17 protein-coding genes and 1 pseudogene are annotated in these 18,540 nt (G+C 37.5%); 4 read left to right on the top strand and 14 right to left on the bottom strand.

The window, feature by feature from the left end:
* Positions 1-302 precede the first annotated feature (302 nt).
* Complete coding sequence (locus ACFFHF_RS14445; protein ID WP_160548964.1) at positions 303-1,178, bottom strand: nucleotidyltransferase-like protein; 876 nt, start codon at positions 1,176-1,178, stop codon at positions 303-305.
* Positions 1,179-1,332: 154 nt separating this feature from the next.
* Between ACFFHF_RS14445 and ACFFHF_RS14440 the strand changes: the two genes are divergently transcribed.
* Entirely contained in the window at positions 1,333-1,695 is a 363-nt protein-coding gene (locus ACFFHF_RS14440; protein ID WP_160548965.1) for a DUF2614 family zinc ribbon-containing protein, read from the top strand.
* A 30-nt stretch (positions 1,696-1,725) separates the two neighbouring features.
* Here the strand turns inward: ACFFHF_RS14440 and perR are convergent, their stop codons facing one another.
* From perR to ACFFHF_RS14405, 7 genes are all read right to left on the bottom strand, one after another.
* Complete coding sequence (gene perR / locus ACFFHF_RS14435; protein WP_119707042.1) at positions 1,726-2,166, bottom strand: peroxide-responsive transcriptional repressor PerR; 441 nt, start codon at positions 2,164-2,166, stop codon at positions 1,726-1,728.
* Between the two features lie 103 nt (positions 2,167-2,269).
* Entirely contained in the window at positions 2,270-2,821 is a 552-nt protein-coding gene (locus tag ACFFHF_RS14430; RefSeq protein ID WP_160548966.1) for a cob(I)yrinic acid a,c-diamide adenosyltransferase, read from the bottom strand.
* Between the two features lie 198 nt (positions 2,822-3,019).
* Entirely contained in the window at positions 3,020-3,490 is a 471-nt protein-coding gene (bcp, locus tag ACFFHF_RS14425) for a thioredoxin-dependent thiol peroxidase (RefSeq protein ID WP_160548967.1), read from the bottom strand.
* 75 nt (positions 3,491-3,565) lie between these two features.
* Entirely contained in the window at positions 3,566-3,976 is a 411-nt protein-coding gene (locus ACFFHF_RS14420; protein ID WP_160548968.1) for an ion channel, read from the bottom strand.
* 82 nt (positions 3,977-4,058) lie between these two features.
* A complete protein-coding gene (locus ACFFHF_RS14415) occupies positions 4,059-4,844 on the bottom strand; it encodes an ABC transporter permease (protein WP_160548969.1) in 786 nt (261 codons plus the stop codon).
* A gap of 4 nt (positions 4,845-4,848) precedes the next feature.
* Positions 4,849-5,640: an ABC-2 family transporter protein gene (locus ACFFHF_RS14410; protein WP_160548970.1), complete on the bottom strand. Its 792-nt coding sequence runs from the start codon at positions 5,638-5,640 to the stop codon at positions 4,849-4,851.
* A gap of 1 nt (position 5,641) precedes the next feature.
* Complete coding sequence (locus ACFFHF_RS14405) at positions 5,642-6,649, bottom strand: ATP-binding cassette domain-containing protein (protein WP_160548971.1); 1,008 nt, start codon at positions 6,647-6,649, stop codon at positions 5,642-5,644.
* A 153-nt stretch (positions 6,650-6,802) separates the two neighbouring features.
* Here ACFFHF_RS14405 and ACFFHF_RS14400 point away from each other — a divergent pair, with 153 nt between their 5' ends.
* The 3 genes from ACFFHF_RS14400 to ACFFHF_RS14390 all read left to right on the top strand — a co-directional run bounded on the left by ACFFHF_RS14400 (position 6,803) and on the right by ACFFHF_RS14390 (position 14,246).
* Complete coding sequence (locus ACFFHF_RS14400) at positions 6,803-8,098, top strand: glutamate-1-semialdehyde 2,1-aminomutase (protein ID WP_160548972.1); 1,296 nt, start codon at positions 6,803-6,805, stop codon at positions 8,096-8,098.
* Positions 8,099-8,492: 394 nt separating this feature from the next.
* Entirely contained in the window at positions 8,493-12,962 is a 4,470-nt protein-coding gene (locus ACFFHF_RS14395; RefSeq protein ID WP_160548973.1) for a glutamate synthase-related protein, read from the top strand.
* Between the two features lie 201 nt (positions 12,963-13,163).
* Entirely contained in the window at positions 13,164-14,246 is a 1,083-nt protein-coding gene (locus ACFFHF_RS14390) for an FUSC family protein (protein WP_160548974.1), read from the top strand.
* A gap of 39 nt (positions 14,247-14,285) precedes the next feature.
* On the opposite strand, the pseudogene ACFFHF_RS14385 reads toward ACFFHF_RS14390, so the two are convergent.
* The 6 genes and pseudogenes from ACFFHF_RS14385 to fabL form a co-directional block, all read right to left on the bottom strand.
* A pseudogene (locus ACFFHF_RS14385) lies at positions 14,286-14,399 on the bottom strand (ABC transporter permease); the annotation flags it as partial.
* A gap of 60 nt (positions 14,400-14,459) precedes the next feature.
* Positions 14,460-16,208 carry an ABC transporter ATP-binding protein gene (locus ACFFHF_RS14380; protein ID WP_160548975.1) on the bottom strand — a complete coding sequence of 583 codons (1,749 nt, stop codon included), beginning with the start codon at positions 16,206-16,208 and terminating at the stop codon, positions 14,460-14,462.
* Positions 16,209-16,293: 85 nt separating this feature from the next.
* Positions 16,294-16,824, bottom strand: a complete 531-nt coding sequence (gene ntdP, locus ACFFHF_RS14375) for a nucleoside tri-diphosphate phosphatase (RefSeq protein WP_160548993.1) — start codon at positions 16,822-16,824, stop codon at positions 16,294-16,296.
* A 210-nt stretch (positions 16,825-17,034) separates the two neighbouring features.
* On the bottom strand, positions 17,035-17,292 hold the full coding sequence (locus tag ACFFHF_RS14370) for a YgaB family protein (protein WP_340902684.1): 258 nt from the start codon (positions 17,290-17,292) through the stop codon (positions 17,035-17,037).
* A gap of 162 nt (positions 17,293-17,454) precedes the next feature.
* Positions 17,455-17,631 carry a gamma-type small acid-soluble spore protein gene (locus ACFFHF_RS14365; protein ID WP_340902683.1) on the bottom strand — a complete coding sequence of 59 codons (177 nt, stop codon included), beginning with the start codon at positions 17,629-17,631 and terminating at the stop codon, positions 17,455-17,457.
* A 72-nt stretch (positions 17,632-17,703) separates the two neighbouring features.
* Positions 17,704-18,453, bottom strand: a complete 750-nt coding sequence (gene fabL, locus ACFFHF_RS14360) for an enoyl-[acyl-carrier-protein] reductase FabL (protein ID WP_340902681.1) — start codon at positions 18,451-18,453, stop codon at positions 17,704-17,706.
* Positions 18,454-18,540: the final 87 nt, after the last annotated feature.

Below are 18,540 nucleotides of genomic sequence, written 5' to 3'. Positions count from 1 at the left end.
TGAGCCAGGATCAAACTCTCCAATAAAGAGTAAGATTAGCTCTTAAAGTTAAAACGTTGGCTAGTGTATTTTTCAACACTAATCATTTTTGTTGACGTATGATTTGTTTAGTTTTCAAAGAACAATTATTATCGTCTCGTTCAGAGGCGACTTTATTAATATATCACAGCGTTTATATCGTGTCAACACTGTTTTTCAAAAACATTTCCGTCAGCTACAAATTGATTTTAGCGACATTTCGTAGCGACGGATATTAATATAACAAGAATCCAACCTCAGGTCAACAGAAAAATCATGTTTTTTTACGATAATTTTTCAGCAACTTTATAATTTCTATGAAAAACACCTTGCCCCTTTGTTTCCTGATTAACAACCTCAATATATCCTTTTTCTATTAAGTACTCTAATAACATACTTAAGTCTACCGAGTATTCCTTCAGCTCATTATGACTCAAGATTTCTTGGAACGCCCAAATGTCCTTTTGTGCTAAGACTTCTTGAAGATGCATAACGCCTACTTTCGTTCTTGAATGAATAAGGAACTCACTTGCTAAAAATAATAGTTCGAGCCTTTTCTCAATTGATTCTTCACTCGTTACAAGCTCTGAATACAATTTGAAAATTTCAGGTTCAATTTGTTTTACCTGATGCCATACAGTCACTTCAGGATGAAAGCCATTTTCTATTACAGCAAGTCTTGCTAAATGATGAAGAGAGTGAACCACATGATTATATGCATCTAAATGATGTTTATTTTCAAAGAAGGCCTTTCCATCCATATAGCGACGAATCAGTCTTGCAAACTCGAGTCCCATCTTTACCTTCCTACCATAGAAAGGAAATTCCATAAGCTCTTTTTTCAAATTATAAAGGTACTCATTACGATCGAATTGAATTTTCCCGTTATAAAACCAATCAAAAATTTTACGATTGGTACCGAGAAGAATCCACTCATTAATTTGCGCTTCTGTTACAACATGTAAAGCAGCTTTTTTATGTTCATAGGTGTAATGCTTAATAAAAACCGCTTGTTCCGCTTCCTTAACAACAATAAGTAAAACAGCATCAAACGTATCTGTAGTAGGAATGGATTTTTGCTTCTTTTCTATAAATAAGACACCAAGTGTGTTCGCTTGGCTTGCCCGTTCCTGATATAAAGGACGGAGAAAGTCTTCCATAGGAATTCCTCCCAATTCTTGATAGGCTATAATTTCGACGTCGAACATAAAACTCCTTCAAAATAAAAAGTCAAATTTCGACACAGACCTCCTTATTATATATTTATCTCTTCAATAATGGTATGATATATTTAGCTTTTAGGAGGGAATAAAAATGGGTAAATACTCTAGCAAAATTAACAAAATCCGTACTTTTGCGCTAAGCTTAATTTTTATTGGATTCATCATTATGTATATAGGAATCTTTTTTAGAAATGCTCCCTTAGTTATGACTTTCTTTATGCTTCTTGGGCTTTTATCAATTATTGCGAGTACGGTGGTGTATTTCTGGATCGGAATGTTATCTACGAAGACCGTTCAGGTAGTTTGTCCAAATTGCCAGAAAACCACTAAGGTGTTAGGCCGAGTGGATATGTGTATGTATTGCAACGAACCGCTTACACTTGATCCGAGCTTAACTGGTAAGGAATTTGATGAAAAATACAACCGTAAAAACAGCAAAAAAGCTGACATGTAAGTCAGCTTTTTTTATTTCCGTCTTTTTCGCTTAATGAGCTTCTTTAATTGCGCAATCAGGACAAGTTCCGTAAATCTCCATTCGATGGTGACTTACTTTAAATCCTGTAACATGAGATGCTAATTGTTCTACTTCATCAAGACCCGGATAGTGGAAGTCAACGATCTTTCCACACTTTTCACAGATCACATGATAATGATGGGTTGTAATAAAATCGAACCTACTTGATGCATCACCGTAAGTAAGTTCTTTTACAAGTCCAACCTCGCGGAATACTCGTAAATTATTGTAAACTGTAGCCACACTCATATTAGGGAATTTTCCTTCAAGAGCTTTATAAATATCATCAGCAGTCGGGTGTGACATGGAGTTTATTAAATATTCAAGTATCGCATGACGCTGGGGAGTAATACGGACTCCAGTTTCTTTTAACGTGTCAAGTGCTTCTTTCAATTGATGCGACACCGCCATGCACCTCTTTCCTAGTAAAAATTATTACTTTATAATATTTACAATTAGTGTACTAATATGTGTTATACTTTGTCAATATTCCTGCAGTGTAAATGATAAATAATTATTCTTTTATATTAACTAGAATATCATTAATACCTTTCTTACTATTCACATATCTTCCTGCGACAAATAACAAATCAGATAGGCGATTTAAATAGGCAATTATCATCGGGTTTACTTGTTCAATATCTACTGCACACCTTTCTGCCCGCCTTACAATTGTCCGTGCCATATGAAGGGCTGCGGCCGAAGCATTCCCCCCTGGCAAGATGAAATTTTTCAATTCTTTTAGCTTCTCATCCCACCAATCAATACACATCTCGAGTTCCCTTACATGTTCTTCTGTTACTGCGCTCGTCACTTTCTTTCCTATTGGTGTAGCAAGTTCAGCTCCAACATAAAAAAGAGTCGTTTGTACATGACTAAGTGCAACTTTTATATCCTTCTCTGCTTCTTGATCATCTAGAACCAAAAGACTTAAGGCAAGACCAATCGCTGAGTTCGCTTCATCACATGTTCCATACGCTTCCACTCTTAGATCACTTTTCTTTACACGTTCACCATAAAGCAACGATGTTTTTCCTTTATCACCTGATCTAGTATAGATTTTCATACCCCACCTCTTTAGTTAATTCCTCTTATTACTATATGTATGTAGTTGATATTTCAATTTATTCAAAAGAATGACTAGCACACACATAAAAAAAACAGGCTATGATTAGCCTGTTAAAAAGTATCTGAGGAGGTATGCCCTAATATAATGTATTCACTACTTGTTTATTTGAATGGACAATAGCCTTTATATAGAAAATTAGGCTGTAATTTTTTCTTTTAAGAATTGTAATGCCTGTTCCACATGACCTTTCACAGACACCTTTCTCCATTCCTTCACAACGATTCCTTCTTCATCAAGAATAAAGGTTGACCGCTCAATTCCCATGTATTCTTTGCCAAAGTTTTTTTTGAGCTTCCACACACCAAATGCCTCTGACAACTTTTGTTCTTCGTCTGCTAATAATAGAAATGGAAGATCATATTTATTAATAAATTTTTCATGTCTACTCATCGGATCTGTACTTACGCCAATAATAACAGCGTTCAAGTCAGCAAAACTTTCATGCTGATCTCGAAAATCACAAGCTTGTGTCGTACAGCCAGGCGTCATATCCTTTGGGTAAAAATACAACACAATATTCTTCCCCTTAAAATCTGAGAGACGGACAGTCTCTCCATTACTTGCAGGCAATGCTACATCCGGAGCTGCTTTTCCTAATACTCCCATATATACCCCTCCAATATTTATATACAGTTAGCCTATCTAACTTACAACTAAAATACAACTTTGGCGGTGGCGTATTTAGTTCTTTTCCATATCAATGACTGCTCTTGCTACAAAGGCAGCGGGAATTGTATATCCTATTAGCGCTTGAAACACCGCAATCCCCCGCGCGATCCCAACTGGCGATATATCACCATACCCTACTGAGAAGAGTGTAATGGCACTGAAATAAATACTTGTTGCTAATCCCTCTATATAATGAAAGGAATTATCTGCTTGGTTCGTTTCAAGCAAGACATCGTGACCATGTATTTCTAATAATAGATATAACAAGCCAAACCCAATGGTTACTGTGGCGTAAATAAAGGCAAGAAAGAGAAAATTTTCGAAGGACACCTGTTTCCCTTTTATTTTATTAGGGACAAATAGCAGTCGTAAGCTCATAAAAAGACAAACGAAAATAATTAGTAATGACAGAAAAAAAATCATATTCTTATCCTCTTTTCAAATGAACTCCCTCACTTTACTATACGCACCTCTCAATTAGGTTATGACTGCATGTACACGGTCTTTAGTTCCCAGCTCCTCGATATCTTTTAACTCCCTCATTCCATACATATACGGAAATCGCAAAAAACACCACTCCGATAACAGGGGTCAAAAAGGAATACACATACCATTCTTCTCTTCTCAAGAAAAACGCTGCTGGGTAAACTCCCACAAATGCAAAAGGTAGGATCCATGTGAGCACAAAGCGAATTACCGTGTTATAAATATCTACCGGGTACCTTCCATAATTACCAATATTGTACATCATTGGCATTATGGAAGTTCTAGCATCCGCCCAAAAACTAATACAGGCGATAAGAATAAAAACACCTGCATACACAAGAGCTCCACCTATTACAAAAACTAAAAACAAAATCGGGTCGTACCAATTTAGAGAAAGTCCAAGTCGAGCACCAGCATATGCCATAACCACAAAACCTGTAATCGCGCCAAATAGAGATTCCAATTCCATACGTTCAAGGACAATTTGAAACAGACTGTGTATAGGTCGAGTTAAGATTCTATCGAGCTCTCCTTTTACAATATATCTCTCATTAAAATCCCAAATATTAAAGAAGGATGAGAATAATGCAAATGGAACAAGAAAGAATCCATAAATAAAGATAATCTCATCCCGACTCCAGCCGTTTAAAAAATCGGTATGTCCAAAAACAACAATAATGAAAATTAAATTTACCGCTTGAAAAAGCAAATCTGATACTAGTTCTACAACTAGGTCTGAACGATATTGAAGTCTAGTTTTCAGATATTGACCAATATATTGTGCAAGCATTTGTAAATAAAACATTCTTTTACCCTCCTTGGATGACAAGCATTTTCTTGGCTAATATCCAAAGAGCCTGTATCGGAACAATTAAGATTAACACCCACAAACCTTGTAGCATGATTGCCTGTAAGGTCTCACTAAAGGAGAACCCATTTGTAAATATCATGCTTGGCACATAACTGATTCCTTGAAAAGGGAGAAACTTAAGTACGTCTTGAATTCCCTGAGGAAAAAAACTGAGCGGTAATAAAAGTCCAGAAAACAAATCAATAATAACCCGTTTTGCTCTTATGAGACCTGTATTATTAAATAAGAAAAAAGTAGTCATTCCTGTTAATAAATTGATTTGAGTATTTATTAAAAAACTTAGGACAATGGAAACAAAAAAGAGAGCCCACGTGTATATATCTGCTGAAAATCGAATGGGAAAAACCAACGAAACGATAAGCATTCCAGGGACAGAAAAGAAAAATAAACGGAAGATGCCTTCACCTAACCCCTGCATCGTCTTCATCGTCAAATAATTATAAGGCCTAATTAATTCAACAGCTACCTTTCCTTCCTTTATTTCCATAGCCATTTCACGGTCAATATTATTAAAATAAAATGCCCGAGCCATCCAAGCGACCGCAACATAAGTAGTCATCTGGAGAACCGACAAGCCCTCAATTGTCTCCTTTCCCCCATAAATTGCTTTCCACAAAAAATAATAGGCGCCGATATTAATACTATAAATTAAAATACCTGTGTAATAATTTGTACGGTACGCTAACATCATTAAGAATCTTATTCGGATCATCTCAATATACTTATCCATCCTATACTTCACCTTTCTCATAAATCTTACGGATAATTTCTTCAGTTGAAACCTCCATAATCTTCACATCTTTTATTTGAAAGGAAGAAATAACTGTGGCAATTAAATCTGAGACAGCATTCGCTTCATCAGTCGTATAGGCAGTAAAAAGCTGTTCTTTTTCCTCTAACTCCCATTTGACAGGTAGCTCACGTGTTACATTCTCTAAAACCGCAAGATCAACACCCTCTAAAAATTGAAATTGAACCTCTTTTCCTTCACCCCATGTTTCTTTTAAATCTTTTAACGCTCCATCGTAAATAATATGACCTTCATCAAGCATAACGACACGGTCACAAAGTGCTTCAATATCTGTTAAATCATGAGTGGTTAACAAGATGGTGGTATTATATTTCTCATTTATTTCCTTTAAGAAATCACGAATTTTTAATTTTACAAGTACATCTAGTCCGATGGTTGGTTCGTCCAAGAATAATAATGGTGGATTATGAATGAGAGCAGCAGCAAGCTCACAACGCATCCGTTGGCCTAATGATAACTTTCGAACAGGCTTATCTAGTAGTGGTTCAATATCCAGTGTTCGGATAACATGTCCCATGTGACGGTCATACTCTTCATCAGAAACTTTATATACCTTTTTTAATAAACGAAAGGACTCTTGAACGGCAATATCCCACCAAAGCTGGGAGCGCTGACCAAACACTACACCAATTGTCTGAACAAAAGCCTCCCGTTCTTTATGAGGATTCATACCATTCACTAACACATCACCTGCAGTAGGTGTTAATATACCAGTTAACATTTTAATTGTTGTCGATTTACCAGCACCGTTCTCACCGATATAACCAACCATTTCTCCTTGCTTAACGGTAAAGGTAATATCATTAACGGCACGAAGCACTTTATAATTTCTCGAAAATAAGTCTCTAAACGCTCCCTTTAGACCCGAACGTGAAGAATACGATTTAAATTCCTTTCTTAACCCATTTACTTCAATAGCATTTTTCATCTTGTTTCCTCCATATCTATCAAACACAAATCTTAGTGTACCCAAACCACTACTTCATCTCAACCAAATACACTTATCTGAAAAATTCGCGAAGATGAAAAATGAAAAAAACATGCTAAAATAAGGTCATTCGATTTAACTAGGAGGAATAACATGCAATTTACGAATTCTGAACGATTACATAATGAAGCATTAGAGGTTATTGTTGGTGGGGTGAATAGCCCCTCCCGTTCTTATAAAGCCGTCGGTGGCGGTGCACCAGTGGTTATGGAAAGAGCCAACGGTGCATATTTTTGGGACGTTGACGGCAACCAATACATTGATTATTTAGCTGCTTATGGTCCCATTATCACTGGACATGCACACCCTCATATTACGGAAGCCATAAAAAAAGCCGCTGAATCTGGTGTACTATATGGAACCCCTACACCTCATGAGGTAAAGTTTGCAAAAATGCTTCAAGAAGCCATGCCAAACTTAGAAAAGGTTCGATTTGTCAATTCTGGAACCGAAGCGGTTATGACGACCATCCGTGTTGCTCGCGCTTATACTGGGAGAGATAAAATCATTAAGTTTGCTGGTTGTTACCATGGACACTCCGATCTTGTTCTTGTTGCTGCAGGATCAGGACCATCTACTCTAGGCACTCCGGATTCAGCGGGTGTGCCAAAGTCAATAGCTCAAGAAGTCATTACTGTTCCATTTAATGATATAGAACCATTTAAGGTAGCTTTAGAAAAATGGGGCGATGAAATTGCAGCTGTTCTCGTTGAACCGATAGTCGGCAACTTCGGAATTGTTGAACCAGTAGAAGGATTCCTACAACAAGTGAATGATTTAACTCATGCAGCAGGGGCTCTTGTTATTTACGACGAGGTAATTACCGCCTTCCGTTTTATGTACGGTGGTGCACAAGATTTATTAGGAATCCAACCAGACTTAACCGCATTAGGAAAAATTATTGGTGGCGGGCTTCCAATCGGCGCCTATGGAGGTAAAAAAGAAATTATGGAAAAGGTTGCACCATTAGGTCCTGCTTACCAAGCAGGTACGATGGCAGGTAACCCCGCATCAATTCTTTCAGGAATTGCTTGTTTAGAAGTTTTAAAACAAGATGGAGTGTATGAATATTTAGACGGGTTAGGTGCCGTGCTCGAGGAAGGAATTTTACAAGCAGCGGAAAAACACAACATCTCTATCACCATTAACCGATTAAAAGGAGCATTAACCATTTATTTCACGGATGAAAAAGTATTTAATTACGAACAGGCTGAAAACACTGATGGAGAGATGTTCGGTAGATTTTTCAAGCATATGCTTCACCAAGGAATTAATCTAGCACCTTCTAAGTATGAAGCATGGTTTATTACAATTGCCCATACAAAAGACGATATTGAAGCAACCATTTTTGCGGTTAATAATGCATTTGAGTTATTAAAGAGCGAATAATTATTCATATTTTTATACATTACGGAACTTTACAAAAGTTCCGTTTTTTAATTTTTACTTATTGAAAACGTTTCCATAGCTAGTATAAGGCTATAAATTTCCAATATTTTTTCCTTTCTCCCTATCCAACTTTTTGCATATTTAATTGATTTCTGAAAATTCATATGATATTATAAATTAAGCAATTTTGTTTTATGTTCGACCGTTCTTGTAGCCAGTGTTCCTTCCCAAAGAAGGTAAAGATCAAGGTAAGTTAACCCCACCTTTAAAACACTGACTCGTTAAACCAACGCTTGTATCCGCAATTATTTTAAATTCGTTTTTACAAATAGATCTTTGATCAGGAGGTGAAACGGCTTTTGAGGGACCAAATATTCCCGATCAGCCGAAAAGTATGACAGAACAATGGACCCCTTCTTTATTTAAAGAGTTCTACCGCGAAGAGCATGATGCATGCGGTATTGTATCGAGCTTAGAAAAATCAAATAAGCCTACAAGAGAGAATATCTTTAATTGTATCAACGCACTTGTCACCATGAATCACCGAGCAGGATTTATTAACGGAGAAGGCGATGGAGTAGGTATTCACATCGATATTCCTACAGCATTATGGAAAGAAAAGCTAACTAATGCAGGAGCTGACGAAAGCATCGTTGACAATGACAACTTTGTCGTAGGTCATATCTTCATTAGTAGTAAGCACACTCCTGAAGAAATTAAAACTGACTTGATCGCTAAATTAAAGGATTCAAATTTTACTATTGTATTAGAATCAGACGAAGTAACCAATTCTTCTGCATTAGGACCTATTGCGATTCAAGAAAATCCTGTGTTCTGGCAGTTTGCTGCTTTAGCAGATGTTTCAGGTCATGAGCTTTCTAACAAGCTTTTTAATCTGATTATCGATTTTGAAAAAAATGAAAATGTACATGTAGCATCCTTAAGCCAATACCATGCTGTATATAAAGTAATGGGTGCTGGTGATATTCTACCTAAGTACTATGCTGACTTAGCAAATCCTATTGTTGCTTCTACTATGACACTGGGACACAACCGATACTCAACTAATACATTGTCTAGCTTTTTCCGTGTTCAACCTTTCAGCGTACTTGGACACAATGGGGAAATTAACACCATTGCTAAGCTAAGAGACGAAGCTCGATTAATCGGTGTACCTCTTGTAAAAGATGGTAGTGACTCACAAGACTTAAGTAGAACAATGGAGACGTTGATTTGTCGTGATGGATACTCACTATTTGAGGCACTTGATCTAGTCTTCCCTCCAATCGTGAACGAAATCAAATCATACCCTGAACATTTACAAGATTTATATACTTATATGCGTGAGGCGTGGGGACATTTCGCACAAGGCCCTGCTGGAATTGTCTCTCGTTTTGGTGATGAAGCAGCATTTAGTGTGGATGCCCTTGGATTACGTCCACTATGGATGCTTGAGACAGAAACGTCATACCTGTTCTCTTCAGAACCAGGAATTATTCCATCAAGTGAATATGTAAATGAACCAAAGCCATTAGCACCAGGTGAAAAAGTAGGTTTCAAGTGGGATGGCGACACATTAAAGCTTTATGAGCATGATGATTACCAAGCTGCTGTATACGAAAGATTTTCTAAGCGTTGCGACATTAAGGATGCGAGAGTACGTCTTGATACACCAGCTCTTGATAAAAATATCTCAATGAACTACCCAACAAAATTACACAACGGACAATACAAAGCATTTGGCTGGGAGCGTGACCACGTTCAGTTAGTAGAACAGATGGCTGAAAAAGGTGTAGAGCCTATTCGTTCTTTGGGCCATGACTCACCATTGGCTTCTCTAAATCCTGAGCGTAAAAATCTGGCTGACTATATTAAAGAGAGTGTTGCGGTTGTTACCAATCCAGCAATCGACCGTGATCGTGAAACCGAACACTTCTCAACTCGCGTCATAATTGGCCAAAGACCTTCTTTATTCACAAGCAATAAAAAAGGAAATGTAGTAGAATTAACGACTCCTATTTTAATAGAAGGATCAGCTGGTTATGAGATTAGTAAAGAACTAAATCAACCTAGCTATGATCAATTAACGAACCATTTTGGACAACAAAAGCTTGTAGCTTATATTTCAACAACTATTAAGACGGATGAGACAGTTGCTGAAGCACTATCTCGACTACAATCTGAAGCTGTTGAAGCTGTAAATAGCGGAAAAACACTTCTAGTCCTTGACGATAACCATGCACATCATGATGGTCATTTTTGGCTTGATCCTCATTTAGCAACGTCTGCTATTGATCAAGCACTTGTAAAAGCAGAGGTTAGAAGAAATTGTTCCCTTCTCCTTCGTTCTGCTTCCATCCGTTCATTACATGATGTGATTGTCGCTTTTGGTCTAGGAGCAGACTTAATTAGCCCTTACTATATGTTTATCACTGTATATGATGAATCAACAAAGCCATTGGTGAACCTATACTCCGCCCTTACAAAAGGCCTTGAGAAGGTTATCTCTACCATTGGTATCCATGAGCTACGTGGTTATAGCCGCCTGTTCTCTGCAATCGGCTTAAATGATGAAATTGCAAACGCACTTAAAGTCGTTAATTTCTTTGGTTCTGAACAATCTGTGCATAATTTTGCAACACTAAAAGAAGATGCCATTGCAAGAGCCACTGACTATCATAATGAAAAAGAAAGAATCGGAAAAACATTCAATCTCTTCCCACGTATTTGGAAAGCAATTGGAGAAGTTGCATCCACCGGAGACTATACTCCATTAAAGGAGAAAATCTCTGAACAAGAAGAGCAGAATCCAGTTACGATTCGTCACTTAACAAGTTTAAAGAAAGTAAAGTCTACTGTGAAAGCAGCAGATGTTAGCTTAAAAGTAGGAGATCATGATCTTCCATTCGTTATCGCTTCGATGTCATTCGGTTCTCAAAATGAGATTGCTTTCCGCGCTTATGCTGAAGGTGCAGATCGACTTAACATGGTCAGCTTAAATGGTGAAGGCGGAGAGATTAAGGATATGCTTGGTAAGTATCCACGTACACGTGGACAGCAGGTAGCTTCCGGTCGTTTCGGAGTTAACGCTGAATTATTAAACTCTTCTAACCTACTGGAAATTAAAATTGGTCAAGGTGCGAAGCCTGGTGAAGGTGGTCACTTACCTGGATCAAAGGTTACTGCAAAAATTGCTGAAGCACGTAATGCAACGATCGGTTCTGACTTAATCTCGCCATCGAACAACCATGATATTTATTCCATTGAAGATTTGGCACAAATGATTCATGAATTAAAAACAGCTAATGACAAAGCAAAAGTGGCTGTAAAAGTTCCTGTTGTACCAAACATTGGAACCATCGCCGTTGGGATTGCAAAAGCTGGAGCAGATATTATTACCCTAAGTGGATTTGACGGCGGAACAGGTGCAGCAAGAATTCATGCCCTTCAACATGTTGGTCTTCCAGTAGAAATCGGTGTTAAAGCAGCTCACAACGCCCTTCTTGAAGCAGGACTGCGAGATCATGTAGAGCTTTGGGCTGACGGTGGAATTAAGAGTGTTCAAGACGTCATTAAGGTCATGCTTCTTGGAGCTAACCGTATTGGTTTCGGAACACTTTCCATGATTGCTATTGGATGTACCACTTGTCGTGGATGTCATCTAGATACATGTCACGTTGGAATTGCGACACAAATTGATTCTGAAGCACAAGCTAAAGAACATGGTTTAAGACGTTTCGTTCCTAGACAATCTGACTTAGCAGTCCAAGCGATTGTAAACTTTTACACAGCATTTGCCAATGAGCTGAAAGAGCTTACTGCATCACTTGGAGTAAAGAATCTTCAAGACATCGTTGGTCGCTCTGATCTACTTGAGCAAACAAAGGGTCAAGATCAACTGAACTTAACATATTTGTTAAAGCCACTTGAAATTGGTCAGCTTCATCATAAGGAAGCTGCAGCTACTGCAGAGGAAAAGCAGCTCCAAGTTGCTGTTGGTGCAGAGTATTTAGATGCAAGCGTTGATGAGTTACACCAATCTCGTGAGTTCCACAGTGTTACATCTGAACAAAGAGTATTAGGTAGCCGAGTATCTTGTCACCGCGTACGTGGTCGCTTAGATGGATCATACCGCAATCTACCTCCTGTTCAGTTGAAATACAAAAAAGGCTCTATCCCTGGAAACGGCTTAGGTGCTTATAACAGCGATGGAATCAGTATTGAAGTGAACGGTGGCGCACAAGACGGTACAGGTAAGACATCTGTGGGTGGAAAAATCCTTATCTTTAAAGCTCAAGGGAAAAACGGCAAGTACTTGAACGGTTCCGTTGGTAAAGGGTTTGGATACGGAGCACAGCATGGTCTTTTAGTTGCACAAGGAAATGCCGATGCTCGTGCTGGAATTCGTCTATCTGGTGCAGATATCATTATTGGTGGTCAAATAACGAAACCAATTCCAACTGTTGAAAATGGAAATATCGGAGCAAGAGCAAATATTAAAGGTTTTGCCTTCGAATACATGACAAATGGCCGCGGCCTTGTTCTTGGTGATCCAGGACCATGGATTTGTGCAGGTATGACTGGTGGAGTTGTTTACCTAAGACATCAGCCAGAAATGGGCTTAACAAAAGAAGCGTTACAACGAAGAATTGCTAAAGGTGCCAAAATCTCTATCACGAATTTATCAGAAGAAGGCAAGCAAGATATCAAGGAACTTCTAGGTCAATATGTTGCATTGCTTCAAGAGCAAGGTCAAGTAGAAGAAGCTAATCAACTTGCTGAGCTTTTAAAACAACCTGAACAGCACTTCGTTCAAGCAATACCAGTAAAAGAGCAAGCCGATCCATCGGTTTCTACAGAGTGATTTTTAATAGAGCTTGTACAAAAAAATGCCCCTTTCTGTGGGCATTTTTTTTTGTAATAAAAGCTTACAAAATAATATTGCATAAATATCATATAATATATAAAAAATCATATAAATAACCCTTGAACTTACATTTTAATCACTGTATAGTACATTATTGTTATTAAAACTTATCAGTAGTAGGAAAGGAATTATTTACTTATGAAGCTTGGCGCCCGCATTCTTAAGACGGGAATTGCAATTGTTTTATCTTTGTTTCTTGCGGAGGTTTTCCAATTACCTTCCCCTGTTTTCGCCGGAATTGCTGCAATTTTTGCTTTACAACCCACCGTATACCGATCTTATTTAACGATTATTGAACAAGCACAAGGAAATTTAATCGGTGCCGTAATTGCGGTATTATTTGTATTAACGCTTGGAAATAACATAGTTATCATTGGGCTGGCAGCTATTATTGTGATTCTTATCAATCTTAAATTAAATATAGAAAAGACCATTCCACTTGCACTTGTTACCATTATCGCAATTATGGAAAACCCTGGTGATACGTTTATTGAATTCGCGATTATTCGATTTTCTACCATTATGCTTGGAATATTCGCAGCTTTTATGGTTAATTTAGTATTTCTACCACCTAAATATGAAAATAAGCTTTTCTTTAAAACATCTAATATGATGGATGAAATCACCCGCTGGATACGAATGAACACAAGAAACGCTTCTGATCATCATTTGCTAAAGAATGATATTGAAAAATTAAAGGATATGGTGATTAAACTCGATCAGTTATATATTTTATATAAGGAAGATCGAAATTATTTTAAGAAGAATGATATTGTAAAGGCTAGGAAGCTGGTCATTTATCGTCAAATGATTTCGACAACCAAACGAGCACTCAATGTATTAAAAAGGCTTCATCGATATGAAAATGAACTTTCTCAACTACCAGATGAGTTTAAATTAGAACTTCAGCAACAACTTGATTGTTTAATTGATTCTCATGAACAAATCATGTACCGATTTGCCGGCAAAGGAAAAATGCCACCAAATCATGAGGTAGGCAATTTCTGTTTGAATAGAAAAGATCTATTTAATTTATTTCTTTCTCAACAAGATAAATTGAATGAGCACGAAAACGATAATGTCTTTTTTCATACAATGCAAGTCGTTTCCGCTATGGTAGAGTACGACGAAACGTTAGAGCATCTAGATGTTCTCGTTAACAGTTTCCATTCGTATCATAAAGAAGTCAATGAAGTGAATTTCGAGGAGATTCAAGATTAATATAGGAAAAAGCAGCTGATTTTTGTCAGCTGCTTTTTGTTAGTTCTTCATTCGAGGGTCTAGTGCGTCTCGTAAACCATCCCCCATTAAGTTAAATCCAAGAACAGTCAACATGATGGCAAGCCCAGCGAATATCATTGTCCACAGTGCTTGAAAATACGTCTAAGGAGACATGACAAAAAGCCCCCGAAGGTTTATCCCTCGGGGGTGATGTTAATGCTCTAACTGTTGAATTTGGAATAATTTATAATAGTTTCCTTGCTTTTTCATCAGTTCTTCATGCTTTCCGATTTCAGTAATCTCCCCATTCTCTATCAAGACTATTCGGTCTGCATGAGTGATCGTAGACAGTCGGTGAGCAACAATAAAGGTTGTTCGGTCTTTTGCAAGCTTTTCAAAAGCCTCTTGAATTAATGCCTCACTCTCTAGATCTAGAGCCGAAGTGGCCTCATCCATCACAAGAATTGGTGGATTTTTAATAAATACTCTGGCAATAGCTATCCGTTGCTTTTGCCCACCAGAAAGTTTGACGCCTCTTTCTCCTACCTTCGTTTCGTATCCTTCAGGTAGGTTCATGATAAATTCGTGAGCATTCGCTGCCTTGGCAGCTGCAATTACCTCTTCGTCTGATGCCCCTGGTTTAGCTAGTAAAATATTCTCTTTAACCGAATCACTAAATAAAATACTATCTTGTAAAACCATTCCTATCTTATCTCTGAGTGAGCGTACCTGTAAGGAACGGATATCTTGTCCATCCAAAAAAATCGCTCCACCTGTTACATCATAAAACCTAGGAATTAAACTTATCAAAGAGGATTTACCGCCTCCACTCATACCTACAAGTGCAATGGTCTCCCCTGGGGTCACTAGAAGATTTATATTTTTTAATATATCTTGTTCATTCTCATTGTATCGAAAATAGACATTTTGAAAGTGAACGTTTCCAACAACATTTTTACATTCAACTGCATCCGGTGAATCATCTATATCATACTTTTCATCCACAAATTCAAACACACGATCCATCGAGGCAATGGATTGGGTCAATGTGGTGGACGAATTAACCAATCTTCGTAACGGATTATAAAGTCGATCAATATAGGCAATAAATGCCACCATTTCTCCTATCGAAAGATTTCCTTGAACAACCTGATAGCCTGAATATCCAATGACAATGAGCGGAGCGATGTCTGTTATCGTATTTACAACCGAAAAGGCTTTCGCATTCCATTTTGTATGGTCTAGCGCTTTTGTTAGAAAATTCCTATTTTGCTTATCAAAGCGTTCCTGCTCATAGTCTTCTACTGCAAAACTTTTAATAACAGACATTCCTTGAACTCTCTCATGCAGAAAACTTTGGACTTCAGCAAGAGCCTGTGACCTTTTTCTGGTAAGTCCCCGTAAATTGCCGAAGAAATACTTTACGGAAAAGGCGTAAAAAGGAAACAAAACAAGTGAAACAAGAGTTAACTTAACATCCATCATCATCATTAAGATGATGGCAATTGCTATAGTGGCCATATCTAGCCATAAATTCATTAGTCCTGTAATGACAAATGTTTTTGTTTGCTCCACGTCATTTATAACACGTGAGATGACTTCCCCCGCTTTGTTATTTGAATAGAATTTGAAACTCAATTTTTGAATATGCGTGTAAAGCTTGTCTCTTATATCGTATAAAATCTTACTCGCAACCCATTGGGCATAGTATTGTCGATAGTATTCAATTGGCGGTCTAGCAACAACAAAAATAACCATCATAATGGCCATGATCATTAATAGCTTACTCGTTTTTTCATCAGCCGATAATGTTTGATTACCAACGATATCATCTAGGACATATTTAATTAAAATCGGAATTAATAGCGGTATGACAAACTTAATGATTCCAATAATGATTGTCCCGATGATTTGTAATCGATACGGTTTTACAAAGTGTAAATACCTTCGAATGCTACTCATCTTGACACCCTCCATTCAGCCCTTACTCACATAAAGAAAAACCTGTTGCAACTAGTGACAACAGGCGTTTTCTTTCGTTAAATGATTACCGTCTGTATGTTAAATATCTTTCGTACCATGTATCAATAAAATCTGGTGCAAAAGGTCCTTTTCCTTGGCGAATCCAACTAATCAGGTTGTCCACATTTGCGCGAAGAATTTTATCAATGACTTCCGGGTAGTTCATTTCAATACGATGACGCTCGTACTCATCCTCGTCTAACAAATTAAAAGTCATATCTGGAAACACTTTAATATCAAGGTCATAGTCAATGTATTTTAATGCTTCTCCATCAAAAATAAATGGGGAGCTTATGTTGCAATAATAATACACTCCATCTTCACGTATCATTCCGATGACATTAAACCAGTATTGAGAATGAAAATAACATATAGCTGGTTCTCTAGTAATCCACGTTCTTCCATCCGATTCAGTTACGATGGTACGGTCATTTCCACCAATGACTAATCCTTGCGTTCCCTTTAATACGGTAGTCTCCTCCCATACTCGATGGATGTGACCATTATGTTTGTAACTATGTATTTGGATCGGTTCACCTTCCATGGGTACGCCCATTTTTCTCCCTACTTTCATTAATCGAACGCTCCCGAAACCTAAAAAATGCTAATATAATAAAAGTTTTCCTCAAAAGGTTACAAAGAACATTTCCTGTTTTCTACTATTATAACGGTAAAACATCGAATTTAAAACAAAGAGCCCTTGAAATTTCTCAAAGGCTTTAATAATTTACGTATAAAATTAGTAAAATTGTGTTTTTTTCTCTTTTTATCTTTTTAAAGCTGTTTCTGCTTCTTGATATGAGCGAATAAGCTCCTCCGTTTGTCTTTCAAAAATTTGGTGAATATCGCGCAAATCCTGCTTCATTTGCTGAATCTCATCCTGAATACTTTCCATCTTCGCATGCTTTTGCAGCAATCTCAATTCCTCTTCAATTTCCTGACAGCGTTCAAGCTCTGTTTGTATGTATAGTAGCTTTTCCATTGTAGCCATTTGTTCACCAACTAATCGTGAAAAATCACTCACCATCGTCCACCGCCTTCTTTTTCGATATATATACTATTCGGTAAGCTTCATGAGTTTCCTTTGACTAGTTATGTAGACGTATTAGAAGTTTTGTCGAAGAGGTGAATAAAAATAAATAAGGTGCTCTTTCCGATTAGAAAGAGCACCTTACTGTGGTTAATATTAAGAGTTTTGGCCTTTGCGAGACTCAGCTTGAGCGTTTTGTTGACGTACTTGTTGTACGTTAGTTTCGCTTGCGAACTCAGTACCGAATTGACCTTGTCCAGCTGAAGCAGCGTTTTGTTGTCTCACTTCTTGAACGTTAGTTCCAGATTGAGTTTTGTTTGGTTGCTTTGCCATTGTAATCACCTCCACAGAAATTAATTTATCCAAGAGGTGATTGGTCTATCCTAAAGAAATTTTTTCCATTTTTTAAACTAGTAAGGAAATTCCTCCATCAACGATTATTGTTTGTCCACGAATCATATCGGATCCATCGCTTAATAAGAACATGATCGTGTTCACCATATCATCAATTTCAACCATTCTCCCTGCAGGTGTTTTTTGTCTTGCTTCTTCCAACATTTCTTCACGATTTGGAAAATGAAGAAGTGCCTCCGTATCAATTGCCCCACCTGAAACAGCATTCACTCGAATGTTTTTTGGTGCTAACTCCACAGCTAAATAACGAGTAAGTGCTTCAAGTGCTGCCTTAGATACACCAACAGTTGTGTAATTTTCCAAATAGCGAATGGACCCAAGTGAGCTGATACTCACAATTTTTCCTCCGCCATTTTTCTCCATCAGTTTTGCCGCTTCTTGAGCACAAAATAAGAGTGCCTTGCTATTAATGTTCATCGTCCATTCCCAGTGAGATTCTTCAAGTTCCATGGCTGGGCGAAGAACACCTGATGCAGCATTACTTACAAATACATCGAGTCTTCCAAAATGAGCACCAATTTCTTCAAACATCGTTTTAATTTTACTAACATCACCAACATTTGCTTTAACAACTAATGCCTTTCTACCAAGAGCCTCAATTTCTGCTGCTGTTTCTAACGCCGCTTTTTTGCTGCGAGCATAGTTAACGACAATATCGTATCCTTCTTTTGCTAATCGTAGGGCAGTTGATTTTCCAATCCCTCTACTACTTCCTGTAATTAATGCTACTTTATTTGTCATATGTAACATATCCCTTCATTTACTATTAATTTTTCTTTTATATGAATAGTTCACAAATAAGATTACCACAATACATCTATAAGAAAA

Origin of the sequence: Robertmurraya beringensis, from assembly GCF_042433785.1 — a bacterium.
GTDB classification, from domain to species: domain Bacteria; phylum Bacillota; class Bacilli; order Bacillales; family Cytobacillaceae; genus Robertmurraya_A; species Robertmurraya_A beringensis.
Note: the sequence above shows the minus strand (reverse complement) of the source record. Positions and strands in the feature narration are given on the sequence as shown.